Origin of the sequence: Thalassospira sp. UBA4513 (assembly GCF_002388495.1) — a bacterium.
Taxonomy (GTDB): domain Bacteria; phylum Pseudomonadota; class Alphaproteobacteria; order Rhodospirillales; family Thalassospiraceae; genus Thalassospira; species Thalassospira tepidiphila.
The window spans coordinates 100,318-112,339 of the sequence record NZ_DGMR01000038.1; the positions used below are offsets into that span (position 1 = coordinate 100,318).

Genomic DNA, 12,022 nt, shown 5'->3' on the forward strand with positions numbered 1-12,022 from the left:
CCGAAAGGTGTCATTGCCGCTGATCAACCGCCAACGCCAAATACACCACACCCGCCACCATTCCTTACGAAACGAAATCCGACTTATGTGCGGGTTTCAAACAACTGGTTGACCCATGACGACTGCAGTTTCCTTCGCAAAGGTTTCAAGACATTTCGGCGCGGTTCGCGCTGTGGATAATGTCGACCTGTCGATTGCCGAGGGCGAATTTTTCGCCATGCTCGGCCCGTCAGGATCAGGCAAAACCACCTGTCTGCGCCTTATTGCCGGGTTTGAACAACCCACCAGCGGCCATATCGAGATTTTCGGCACCACCGTCGAACATGTGCCGCCCTATCGCCGCAACGTGAACACGGTGTTTCAGGACTATGCCCTGTTCCCGCACATGAACATCATCGACAACGTCGCCTATGGCCTGATGATCCGCGGCATGAACAAAACCGATCGTCATGCGGCTGCCAACGAGGCGCTCGAACTGGTTGCCCTGCCGGGTTACGGCGAACGTCGCCCGGGGCAGCTTTCCGGCGGTCAGCGCCAACGCGTGGCGCTTGCCCGCGCATTGGTCAACAAACCCAAGGTGCTGTTGCTTGACGAGCCGCTTGGCGCGCTGGACCTCAAACTGCGCGAACAGATGCAGGAAGAGCTCAAAATCCTGCAACGCAAACTTGGCATTACCTTTGTTTTCGTCACCCATGATCAGGGTGAAGCCCTTTCGATGGCGGATCGGGTCGCGGTTTTCAACGACGGTAAAATCCAGCAGATCGGAAGCCCGCAAGACATCTATCAACGTCCGGAAAGCCGCTTTGTCGCCGATTTCGTTGGCTCGTCGAATGTGCTTGAACCGGGTTTTGTCAAACAGCTGACCGGCAGGGAAAGCTATGCCAGCCTGCGGCCCGAGGCGATCCGCATCGTTTCCGCCGATGGCCATAGCGCCAAAGTCACCGGCAGCAGTTATCTTGGTGGCACCACGCGCATCAGCCTTGCACTTGGCGATATGCGGATCGGCGCGCTGATCCCGGCCGATCAGGCCGTGCCGGAGAACGGCACCACCGTTCAAATCAGCTGGCAGGAAAATGACCTGCATCTGATGGAGGGGGCGCAATGACCGCCACCAGAGCCACCAGCGCCACCAGCGCCACCAGCGCATCCAATGCCACAACGGTTCAAAGCGAAAGTGCTGTTCTGCCCGGAGAGGGTGGGATCACCGGCGCCTTGTCTGACAAGTTCTGGCGCAATCCGAAGCTTCTTTTGATCCTGATGCTGACCCCGCCGGCCCTTTGGCTTGGCATCATCTATCTTGGTTCGCTTTTTGCGTTGCTCGCGCAAAGCTTTTTCTCGATCGATGAATTTTCCGGCTTGGTTCAATATGAACTGACGCTGAAAACGTATGGCGAACTGTTCCGCCCCGCCAATCTCGACATCATCATCCGCACGGTTTCGATGGCAGCCATCGTGACACTTGCCGCGGCCTGTGTTGCATTTCCGATTGGCTATTTCGCTGCGCGCTATGCACGCGGCAAGTGGAAGGCGTTGTTTTACATCGGCGTGATGTTGCCGCTTTGGTCAAGCTATCTGGTCAAGGTCTATGCCTGGAAACTAATCCTGGCCAAGGAAGGCATCCTGACCTGGATTTTCACCAAGCTGCACCTGACCTGGCTGCTTGAAGCCTGGCTGGCGATCCCGATCATTGGCGGTTATTCGCTGTCGGTCAGCTATACCGGGACTTTCCTTGTTTTCCTCTATGTCTGGTTGCCTTTTATGGTTTTGCCGGTGCAAGCAGCACTTGAACGCGTCCCCGGCAGCTTTATCGAGGCATCGGGCGACCTTGGTGCGACGCCAGGCCAAACATTCCGTCACGTGATTTTCCCGCTGGCCTTGCCGGGCATTGTTGCCGGCTCGATCTTTACCTTCTCACTCACGCTGGGCGATTACATCATTCCGCAGATTGTCGGCTCCTCACGGCTGTTTATCGGTCAGGCGGTCTATGCCCAACAGGGCACGGCGGGCAACATTCCGCTGGCGGCTGCCTTTACGGTCGTGCCGATGGTTATCATGGGCTTCTATCTTTGGGGTGCCAAACGGATGGGGGCTTTCGATGCGCTCTGATGGGAAACAACGCGCTCCTTGGGGCCTGAAACTTGCCGCCGGTCTTGGCCTTGCCTTCATGCATTTGCCGATTGCGCTGATTTTTGTCTATGCCTTCACGACAGAAGATAAATCCTATCAGTGGCCACCGCCCGGCTTTACCCTGAAATGGCTTGAGGTGACGTGGAACCGCCCGGATGTCTGGGAGACGTTGAAACTGTCGCTGCAGACCGCAACCATTTCGACCCTGATCGCGATGGTTCTGGGAACACTTTGTGCGGCGGCGGTATCACGCACCAAATTTTTTGGCCGTGAAACCATCTCGCTTCTGGTGATCCTGCCGATTGCGTTGCCGGGTATCATTACCGGTATTGCGCTTCGTTCGGCATTTAGTATTGCCGACATTCCGTTCTCGATCTGGACGATCATTCTGGGTCACGCGACCTTTTGTGTGGTGGTTGTCTATAACAACGCGGTTGCGCGGTTCAGACGGACCTCGGGGTCGCTGGTCGAAGCCTCGATGGATCTGGGGGCCAACAGTTTCCAGACTTTCCGGCATGTCATTTTACCCAATATTGGCACGGCGCTTCTGGCCGGTGGCATGCTGGCCTTTGCCCTGTCCTTTGACGAAGTGATCGTCACGACCTTTACCGCCGGACAGCAGTCGACCCTGCCGATCTGGATGCTTGAAGAACTTGTCCGACCCCGCCAGCGTCCGGTCACCAATGTGGTGGCGATGGTGGTGGTTCTGGTCACGGTCCTGCCGATCCTGGCTGCCTATTACCTGACACGCGATGGCGATCAGGTGGCCGGATCGGGAAAATAACAGCACGCGATAACGCTACCAACGGGAGAGCTTATTATGGATACCAAGATGCTGATCGGCAGCAGCCTTGAAATGGGCATTGAGGCCGAAGAAAACATCATCAATCCCAAGACCGGCGAAACCATCATGATGCTGCCCGAAGCATCGATGGAACAGATCGACCGTGCGGTCAGCGCGGCCGAGCACGCCTTCCAGTCATGGTCGCGCACAACCCCGGCAGAACGGTCAAACTACCTTCTGAAAATTGCTGATCGGATCGAAGCCGAGGCCGAAGAGTTCGTCAAACTGGAATCGCTTAATTGCGGCAAACCGATCAATGCGGTCCGCGATGATGAAATTCCGGCCATTGTCGATTGCTATCGCTTCTTTGCCGGTGCCGTGCGCTGCATGCAGGGATCGATTGCCGGGGAATATATGGCGGGCCATACCTCGATGATCCGCCGCGATCCGATCGGGGTGGTCGGTTCTATCGCGCCGTGGAACTATCCGATGATGATGATGGCCTGGAAACTGGCCCCGGCGATTGCCGGGGGCAACACGGTCGTTTTCAAGCCATCTGAACAAACGCCACTGACCGCGCTTAAGATGGCGACCATTCTGGCAGATATCCTGCCCGAAGGTGTGGTCAATATTGTTCTTGGTCGTGGCGCCACGGTGGGCAATGCCCTGATCAATCATCCCAAGGTCGATATGGTGTCGATCACGGGTGATGTCGCGACGGGCAAGAAGGTTCTTCAGGCTGCGGCGAAATCAGTCAAACGCACGCACCTCGAACTGGGTGGCAAGGCACCGGTGATTGTCTTTGATGATGCCGATGTCGATGCCGTTGTCGAAGGATTGCGGGCATTCAGCTACTATAACGCCGGTCAGGACTGCACGGCGGCATGCCGGATTTATGCTGGCCCGAAAATCCATGACAAGCTGGTGGCGGACCTGTCATCTGCGGTTTCCAGCATCGCCTATGCCCGTGCGGACGACAGCGAAAACGAAATCGGCCCGCTGATTTCCGAACGCCAGCGTGACCGTGTGGCAAGCTTCGTCGCGCGTGCGTCCGAACAAAAACACATGGAAATTACCACCGGTGGCAAGCTGCATGATGGACCTGGCTTCTTCTATCAGCCGACCGTGATTGCCGGTGCGCTTCAATCTGATGAAATCGTCCGGCGCGAAGTGTTTGGTCCGGTGGCGTCGATCACCCGCTTTACAGATGTGGATGAGGCCGTCGCATGGGCCAATGATTCCGATTACGGTCTGGCATCTTCGATCTGGACCAAGGATATTTCGCGCGCCATGCAAACAAGTGCCCGCCTTCGTTATGGCTGCACCTGGATCAATACCCACTTCATGCTGGTCAATGAAATGCCCCATGGCGGTCTGAAACAGTCCGGCTATGGTAAGGATATGTCGCATTACGCGCTGGAGGATTACACCGCCGCCCGTCACATCATGATCGCGCACGGTTAAGCCAAAAAATCCAATCATCAGACAGAAAGGGCAGCCCATCCGCTGCCCTTCTTTATTGGTCTGACTTATGGCCGAAACAGCCTTGCCGCCGGATGTTCGAACGTTACCCGACCATCCTTCATGCCCCAGATCGGGCGACTGATTTCGGAGACCACTTGTGCGCGGCTTTGGGCGGGCAGGACGATGAAGCTTGCGGCTTTGCCGACCGCGATCTTGCTGGATCGGCCGAGAAGTTTGGCCGGGGCGTCGGACACCATGGCAAAGCAGTTTTCAAGTTCGGCCTCGGTCGCAAGCTGACTGACATTGGCATAAAGATTTGCCATGCGCGACAGCGAACAATCACCATAAGGCGTAAACGGATTCAGCACATTGTTGGTCGCAATCGTGCAACACACACCATGGGCGGCGAGCTTGTGTGCGGGCGCGACACCACAGGGGACTGAATGGTCATGATCGCGCCCGGTCAGGAAAAGGTCGGTTGCGGGCAACACGGTCAGGCCGATCCCGGCATCGCGCATGATGGCAATCGTGTCTTCAAGTTCGGGTTTGGGCAAAACCGACAGTTTGGTCACATGCCCGATCATCACGCGGCCCTGCCAGCCAAAGGCGGTGGATTGTTTGGCAACTTCATCCAGATGGCGCCAGCTGGCATCAAGATCGAAATCAAGATGGAAATCCAGATCAACATCATAGTCGCGCGCCATTTCAAACAGACGCAGGATCTGGCCATGTGGATCGGTATCCATATAGGGACAGCCGCCCAGCAGATCGGCACCGTTATCCAATGCTGCGCGCAACAGCTCCTCGGTGCCGGGATAGTTGAACAGGCCTTCCTGCGGGAAAACGCAAATCTCGATATCCATTGCCCAGGCATAGTCGGCCTTGAGCCGCTTGATGGCATTAAAACCGGCCAAGCCAATGCCCGGATCGATTTCGACATGGGTGCGGACCGCATTGGTGCCCTCGGTAATTGCCTTTTCAATCACGCGGGCACCGCGGGCGTAAATGTCATCCTCGGTAAAGCCGCTTTTGGCGTTGGCGACGGCACTGATCGCGCCCTTTAACGTGCCGGTTTCGTTTTTGGCCCGGTCAAGAATGCAGGCCTTATCAAGGTGAATGTGGCTTTCCACAAAGCCGCAGCTGATCAGCTGGCCCGCTGCATCAAAGCTTGGCGCATCACCCGTAATCGACTGGGCAATTTCAACAATTTTTCCATCCGCCACGGCAAGATCGACAAGCGCATTCTCGCCATTCAGGCAGGCGTTCCTCACCAGATAATCAAGCATTCTCGTGTGTTTCCTGTTTTGGTTTCTTATCGCCTTGTTCAGAGCCACCCAAATAGGCAGCAATCAGGCGTTCATCTTTTCTCAGCTCGGATGCCTTGCCCTTGGCAACCACCTGCCCCTGTTCAAGGACATAAGCATAATCAGCTACCGAAAGCGCCATGGTCGCCATCTGATCGACCAGAAGAATGGTCACCCCTTCGTCACGCAATTCGCCGAGAATGGCATAGAGTTCCTCGACCATGGCCGGGGCCAGACCAAGAGATGGCTCATCAAGCAACAACGCCTTTGGCTTGGCCACCAGTCCACGGGCAATTGCCATCATTTGCTGTTCGCCACCTGACAACAATCCAGCCGGGCTGTTGATACGATCGCGCAGACGCGGGAAGCGATTGAGGATGGCTTCAAGTTCATCCGAACTGACAGGTTTGGGTTGCTTATAGGCCCCCAGTTCGATGTTTTCGCGCACGGTCAGTTCCGGGAAGACCTGACGGCCTTCGGGCACCAGAACCAAGCCCTGTTCGACGATCTGATGCGGGGCAAGATCATGGATATATTCGTTATTGAGAACGATCTTGCCATCCACGGGGCGGAGCAACCCGGCCAGTGCAGTCAGGAAGGTCGACTTGCCCGCACCGTTTGCCCCCAGAAGCGCAACCATTTCGCCCTGCCGGACCTTAAGATCAATGGAATGCAGAACCGGTGCGGCGCCATACCCGGCTGTCAGGCGCAGGGTTTCAATCACCGGAGAGTCCCCGGCCTCAAACGGGATCGGCCGCGGGCGAGCCTTCATTTCGCCGTCACCAAGGTAGGCCGCGATGACCTGCGGGTCGTTTTGCACGGCCTGCGGGGTGTCAAAGATGATCGGGGTTCCGGCATCCACGGCCAAAATCTGATCGGAAATGCCCATGACCATTTCCATGTCATGTTCGACCAGCACCACCGTAATCCCGGCATCGGCCAGTTGGCGCAGCAATTTCGCCAGCGACACCTTATCGGCATGCATCAGGCCAGCAGCCGGTTCATCGAGCAACAACACACCGGGTCTGGTCGCCAGCGACCGGGCAATTTCAACCAGCCTGCGATCAACATGCGGCAGGTCACCGGCACGGGCATCAATATCACCGTGATAGCCGCAAAATGCCAGAAGCCCGGCGGCATGATTGCGGTTGGCATCCGACGCAATCGCGCTGAACGGCTTGCCAAACCGGCCAACCGGAAGACCGGCAATGACGTTGTCGATCACCGACATGTTTTCAAACAAGCGGGTCGCCTGATAGGTGCGCGCAATGCCATTGCGGGCGGCAAAATCGGTGGGCTTGCCTGCGATGTCCTGATACCCGATGCGCACCACACCTTCGGTCGGTTTGTAAAAGCCGCTGATGATGTTCAAAAGCGTCGTTTTACCCGCCCCGTTAGGCCCGATGATCGATGTGACATCGCCCGGCTTGGCGGTGAAGGAAACGGCATTGACCGCCTTCACCCCGCCAAAGGCGATGGACAGGTTTTCCACCATCAGGCCGTCTGATTTGGCGTAATACTTAAGGCCTGCCTCGATCTCGGCCGCCGGGGTGGCGGTGACACCACGCTTGGTCAGCGGAATAAACCGTTCGATCACGCCAACAATGCCGCGCGGTGCAATCAGGAGAACGACAATTAGAAGCCCGCCAAAAATCAGCAGGCGATATTCGGCAAAGTCGGCCAGCAGTTCGGGCAACAAGACCGAAACCGATGCCCCCACCAGTGGCCCCAGCACCGTGCCCGCACCGCCCAGAATGACGGCAAACAGATACAGGATCGACTGGCTAAGCGGGAAGTTTGACGGTGCGATAAACATCATAAGTGGTGCAAACAACGCCCCGGCAAGACCCGCCATGGCAGCCGCAATGGCAAAGCCGGTCGCCTTGACGGCAAAGGCGTTATAGCCAAGCGAACTTGCGGCGATTTCGGCATCGCGCATGCTGGTCATTGCCATGCCCCAGCCACTTGTTGCCAAACGACGGAAGGCAAAAAGCGCGACCCCGGCCAGCACGACACACAGCATCACAAGATCACGTTCGCTAAACATATAGCCAAACAGTTCGGGCATCGGGAAACCCATCAGGCCGTTTTGCCCGCCGGTCAGTGCACGCCATTCAATCGCGCCATGTTCGACGATAAAGGCAAAGGCAATCGTCACCATGGCAAGGAACGGCCCCGCCATCCGAACCGCCGAAAGTGCCAAAACACAGCCCGCCAACCCGGCAATCACGGTCGATGCAATCAGCGCCATCCAGAAGTTAAGCCCGGCCAGGGTGAGGATCGCACTGGCATAGGCCCCGATGGCAAAGAACCCGACCTGCCCCAGCGACACCAGCCCGGTCAGGCCATACAAAACATTCAGCCCCACGCACAAAACGGTGGTGATGGCGACAAGGCCGATGACGAACTGGGTATAGCCGCCCGTGATCGTCACACCGATCAGACCGGCGATGATGGCGGCCAGGATGGTGGCATCAAGGGCGATGGGTTTATTGAGTTTGGGCATCGGATTTTTGAATTTAATTTCGCGTTTCATCATCAGACCTTCTTGATCGCAGCACGGCCAAACAGGCCGCTTGGTTTGACGGTCAGAACCGCGATCACAAGCGCGAAGACGACGATGAAGGTGTAGGACGATCCGAGATAGGTGGTCACACCGGCCTCAACCAGACCATAGATAAAGCCGGCCAACATCACACTATAGGCCGACGTCATGCCGCCCAGAATGGCAACCGCAAAGGCCTTGAGGCCAAAAAGCGTGCCCATATCCGAATGCACCGAAAACAGCGGTGCAATCAGAAGCCCGGCACAGCCGGCCAGCATCGATGAAATGGCGAAGGATCCGGTCACCATCAAGGTGGTGTTGATCCCCATCAGCTTGGCGGCCTGAAGGTTCTGCACCACGGCCAAAAGGGCGCGGCCCTGACGGGTATGACGGAACAGGGCATGGAGTGCGAGCGCCACACCAATGGCCGCCACCGGGATCAGGATTTGTTGCGGGTAAACGCCGGTGCCAAAGACATTCCAGCTTTCACCGACAAGGGCGGATGGCAGGGTGCGGGGTTCGTTGCCAAAGGTAAACAGCACCGCGTTATCAAGCAAAATACCGCCCGCGACAGTGGCCATCAGCCAGGCTTCGGAATTGCGAACGGCAAACGGACGGACAAGGAAAAATTCAACCAGAATACCGGCAAGCCCGCAGCACAGAATGGCCAGCGGATAACCGACAATGACCGGAAAACCGTATCGTTCGCAGAATACAAAGCCCAGAACAGCGCCCAGCATCACCATCGATCCTTGGGCGAAATTGACCTTGGAGGACACCGAATAGGTGATCTGGAAACCAAGCGCGATCAGCCCGTACATACTGCCCAGACCGATCCCGGTTATCAGAGCTGCGATTAAAAGTGTCATTGCCAGCCGCCTGCTTATGCCGTGCACGTAAGTGCATCATTTAAAATGAATAAATCCCCCGTCGGCGTGCATTGGGGAACACGCCGATAGGGTTAGTTAAATCGCTTATTTGATCGGAATGATCTGGCCTTCGACGAAATGCGCGAAGGTGTAGTCTTCCGGACCAAGCGCATCCTGATCGTCCGGGGTGAACGGCTTGTCATAGGTTTTGATCATGCCTTCGACACCGCTGATTTCGTACATGGCTTCACGGATGGCCGGACCTTCGGTCGAACCGGCCTTTTCAATGGCGGCTGCGAGCAGAAGGGTTGCGTCATAGGCGTTGGCAATGCCGGTTGCCGGGGTCACGTCGGCAAGGGTTTCGATCTCCGGGAACTTTTCCTGAAGTTTGACGAACATCGGATTTGCCGGATCGGTAAACAGATAGGTCTGGATGAAGTGGACTTTCTCGCCCGACTTGCCAGCAAGTTCAGTGAAGCGGCCACCAGCCGGACCCCAATGCGATGAAATCGGAACATCCCAGCCCATGCGATCAAGCGACTTGATCACCTGTGCGGTCGGGGCAACGTTGGCAACCACAAACAGGGAATCTGCACCGTTTTCCTTAAGACGGGTCAGCTGCGGGACAACATCGACATCGTTTGATTCAAACTTTTCGATCCCGGCATGTTCCATGCCACGCTTTTCAAGCGCCTTGAGCAAGCCCTTTTCATTGGACTCCCCCCAAGGGTTGTTGATCAGGATCATGCCCGGTTTCTTGGCACCGTAATTGGCGATCAGATATTCCGTGATGGCTTCGTCGACATATTCATCAACCGCCGAAACGCGGAAAACATAGTTTTCCTCTGCACCGTTTTTGGTGATCCCGGTCCCGGCAGCCCACGGGCCGATGAACGGGATTTTCTGCTGATTGACATAGGGCACGATGGCAAAGGATACCGGCGTATCAAGGCCACCAATGATTGCCGCAACGCCTTCGCGCTGGGCCAGTTCCCGGGCCGCGACCAGACCCTTGCCCGGGTTGCTTTCATCATCACGCGATACAAGTTCAAGCTGCTTGCCAAGAACACCACCCTCGGCATTGATCTTGTCAATCGCAAGGGTGATGCCACGCGTAATGGCTTCGCCCGATTTGGCCGACTGACCGCTGAGTGCGGCAACAAGGCCAAGCTTCACAGTGTCTTCTGCATGGGCATCATGGGCCGGCAAGGCGGTGGCGAACATCAGCGCAGCAGCAGCCCCGAGAAGGGCGGCACGCCGCGTTATTTTCCGGAAAGGCGAAGAAATAGGCATGTGAGACTCCCTGATTATGTGTCTGCGTCGTCCGGCGTCGCAAATTCGGCATGCGCACCAAATCGTCACCGCACTGCAGCAAGCGACATGCCAAGAATCACAATCATTCAAAATCAGGAACTTAGCCGGTTTCCCACCGCTTCGGAAAACAGAATTGCCTCATGTATACGCAGATTGCATGCAATTTTTGCATAAAATTAGTGCATGCAAAATTTCTGCACAGCGTTTATGCTGATGCCAGATCAATTCCCGAAAACAGAGGCCTTCCAAATGAGTGACCAAACCGTGGAAAATGTGCTCGATACCCTTCCGCCAGAGGCGCAGACGGTGCGTGATTTTCTTGATGCATCCATGAAGCCCGACCCGGAACTGGCGGCGACATTCATGTCTGATGATGTCGTCATCACCTTTACCGATGGTCAGAAATACGATCATCCGTCGGGCACCACGGCGTTTAACGCTGCGCGTTATAAATGGGTGAAAAAGAAGTTCGGTCAGTTTGATGTCGCCCATACCAACGGCCAGACTGTTGTTTACAGCACCGGCTGGCTTTACGGCGAATGGCCGGACGGCACCCCGTTTGAAGGCAACCGTTATGTCGACCGTTTCGTGATTGAAAACGGCAAGATCATCAAAATGGATGTCTGGAATGAAAGTGCGGAACGCATTCTGATCCGCAAGGGCATCAAGGCCTGAGCCAGACGGAAACCCGAATGATGCAGCCCAAACCAGCCATTTGCCATCCGCACGCCACGCGCGAAGTCCCGCGTGCGGCTGTTGATATGGCGATGGGGCGCCCGGGCTTAGCTGGTGCCGTCACGCACCTTTTTGGCATAGGGTTCCAGCGCATCCAGATACAAAAGCGGCCCGCTTTCCTTGGTCGTGAACAGGGCGCGGTCGGCAACCGCCGTCAGATGATGGCGCATCAGTTTGCGCGCCGCATCTTCATCGCCCTTGGCAAGGGCCTCGATGATCTGGCGGTGTTCCTGAATGCCACAATCGGTCGAATGCGGGCGGGCATAAAGCGACAATGTCAGGCCACAGCGATAACCGATTTCCTCGACATAGCGCAGCAAGACCGGGCTTCCGGCAAGGCGGGCGAGCAGGATGTGGAATTCGGTGGCAAGACGGATCGAAATCGGTTCGGACGCGTTTTCGGCTTCGACTTCCTTGGCAAGATGGGCTTCAAGTTCGCCGAGAATTTCCGGGCTCATATTCTTGATCACCCGACTGATGACAAGGTCTTCGATCTGGGTGCGCAGTTCAAACAGATCACGCGCCTCTTCAAGGCTGGGCTTGGCAACCGCAGCCCCCTTGTTACGGCGAAGCTCGACCAGCCCTTCGGCGGCAAGCCGTTCAAGCGACTGGCGAATAAGGGTGCGGCTGACGCCGAAACGTTCGCCAAGGGAGTCTTCGGGCAGCTTCATGCCAGGCATCAGAACACGTTCGAGGATTGCCGAACGCAGTGCCGAACTGATCATGTCTGTGCGATGCTTTGCCTTGTCCGCTGCTTTCATCCCGGTCCGCCAAGTTTCTTGTTTCGATCACTTTATTGCCTGCGCCTGTATAAAGGATTGCATGCAATTTCGCCACAACTGATGCACGCATAACGCTAACCTATTTGAAATCAATCCTT

Annotated in this window: 10 protein-coding genes; 5 read left to right on the top strand and 5 right to left on the bottom strand. The window is 56.4% G+C overall.

The genetic code is table 11. The features are described from left to right. Positions 1-115 precede the first annotated feature (115 nt). The 4 genes from B2T33_RS16095 to B2T33_RS16110 are packed head-to-tail and all read left to right on the top strand — an operon-like array spanning position 116 to position 4,375. Positions 116-1,105 carry an ABC transporter ATP-binding protein gene (locus B2T33_RS16095; RefSeq protein WP_197146715.1) on the top strand — a complete coding sequence of 330 codons (990 nt, stop codon included), beginning with the start codon at positions 116-118 and terminating at the stop codon, positions 1,103-1,105. Continuing rightward, on the top strand, positions 1,102-2,106 hold the full coding sequence (locus B2T33_RS16100) for an ABC transporter permease (protein WP_197146714.1): 1,005 nt from the start codon (positions 1,102-1,104) through the stop codon (positions 2,104-2,106). Before B2T33_RS16095 ends, B2T33_RS16100 begins: the two co-directional genes overlap by 4 nt. Further along, positions 2,096-2,911: an ABC transporter permease gene (locus B2T33_RS16105; protein ID WP_286792591.1), complete on the top strand. Its 816-nt coding sequence runs from the start codon at positions 2,096-2,098 to the stop codon at positions 2,909-2,911. The genes B2T33_RS16100 and B2T33_RS16105 overlap by 11 nt, the downstream gene beginning before the upstream one ends. A gap of 36 nt (positions 2,912-2,947) precedes the next feature. Next, positions 2,948-4,375 (top strand): gamma-aminobutyraldehyde dehydrogenase, encoded by a 1,428-nt coding sequence (locus tag B2T33_RS16110; protein WP_197146712.1) that lies wholly within the window; start codon positions 2,948-2,950, stop codon positions 4,373-4,375. A gap of 65 nt (positions 4,376-4,440) precedes the next feature. Here the strand turns inward: B2T33_RS16110 and B2T33_RS16115 are convergent, their stop codons facing one another. The 4 genes from B2T33_RS16115 to B2T33_RS16130 form a co-directional block, all read right to left on the bottom strand. Beyond that, the gene (locus B2T33_RS16115; protein WP_197146711.1) at positions 4,441-5,661 is read right to left on the bottom strand and encodes an amidohydrolase family protein; all 1,221 of its coding nucleotides are present in this window, start codon (positions 5,659-5,661) and stop codon (positions 4,441-4,443) included. After that, on the bottom strand, positions 5,654-8,215 hold the full coding sequence (locus B2T33_RS16120; protein WP_286792594.1) for a branched-chain amino acid ABC transporter ATP-binding protein/permease: 2,562 nt from the start codon (positions 8,213-8,215) through the stop codon (positions 5,654-5,656). Before B2T33_RS16120 ends, B2T33_RS16115 begins: the two co-directional genes overlap by 8 nt. Before the next feature lie 2 nt (positions 8,216-8,217). Beyond that, entirely contained in the window at positions 8,218-9,093 is an 876-nt protein-coding gene (locus tag B2T33_RS16125) for a branched-chain amino acid ABC transporter permease (protein ID WP_286792596.1), read from the bottom strand. Positions 9,094-9,198: 105 nt separating this feature from the next. Beyond that, positions 9,199-10,386: an ABC transporter substrate-binding protein gene (locus B2T33_RS16130; RefSeq protein ID WP_286792599.1), complete on the bottom strand. Its 1,188-nt coding sequence runs from the start codon at positions 10,384-10,386 to the stop codon at positions 9,199-9,201. Positions 10,387-10,656: 270 nt separating this feature from the next. Here B2T33_RS16130 and B2T33_RS16135 point away from each other — a divergent pair, with 270 nt between their 5' ends. Further along, positions 10,657-11,082: a nuclear transport factor 2 family protein gene (locus B2T33_RS16135; protein WP_120225843.1), complete on the top strand. Its 426-nt coding sequence runs from the start codon at positions 10,657-10,659 to the stop codon at positions 11,080-11,082. A gap of 107 nt (positions 11,083-11,189) precedes the next feature. Here B2T33_RS16135 and B2T33_RS16140 read toward each other — a convergent pair whose 3' ends face one another. After that, positions 11,190-11,903 (bottom strand): GntR family transcriptional regulator, encoded by a 714-nt coding sequence (locus B2T33_RS16140; protein WP_008889992.1) that lies wholly within the window; start codon positions 11,901-11,903, stop codon positions 11,190-11,192. Positions 11,904-12,022 lie beyond the last annotated feature (119 nt).

Excerpts from the sequence above, each read along its gene's own strand:
- B2T33_RS16095 (WP_197146715.1), top strand. The coding sequence starts at position 116 with ATGACGACTGCAGTTTCCTTCGCAAAGGTTTCAAGACATTTCGGCGCG.
- B2T33_RS16100 (WP_197146714.1), top strand. The coding sequence starts at position 1,102 with ATGACCGCCACCAGAGCCACCAGCGCCACCAGCGCCACCAGCGCATCC.
- B2T33_RS16105 (WP_286792591.1), top strand. The coding sequence starts at position 2,096 with ATGCGCTCTGATGGGAAACAACGCGCTCCTTGGGGCCTGAAACTTGCC.
- B2T33_RS16110 (WP_197146712.1), top strand. The coding sequence starts at position 2,948 with ATGGATACCAAGATGCTGATCGGCAGCAGCCTTGAAATGGGCATTGAG.
- B2T33_RS16115 (WP_197146711.1), bottom strand. The coding sequence starts at position 5,661 with ATGCTTGATTATCTGGTGAGGAACGCCTGCCTGAATGGCGAGAATGCG.
- B2T33_RS16120 (WP_286792594.1), bottom strand. The coding sequence starts at position 8,215 with ATGAAACGCGAAATTAAATTCAAAAATCCGATGCCCAAACTCAATAAA.
- B2T33_RS16125 (WP_286792596.1), bottom strand. The coding sequence starts at position 9,093 with ATGACACTTTTAATCGCAGCTCTGATAACCGGGATCGGTCTGGGCAGT.
- B2T33_RS16130 (WP_286792599.1), bottom strand. The coding sequence starts at position 10,386 with ATGCCTATTTCTTCGCCTTTCCGGAAAATAACGCGGCGTGCCGCCCTT.
- B2T33_RS16135 (WP_120225843.1), top strand. The coding sequence starts at position 10,657 with ATGAGTGACCAAACCGTGGAAAATGTGCTCGATACCCTTCCGCCAGAG.
- B2T33_RS16140 (WP_008889992.1), bottom strand. The coding sequence starts at position 11,903 with ATGAAAGCAGCGGACAAGGCAAAGCATCGCACAGACATGATCAGTTCG.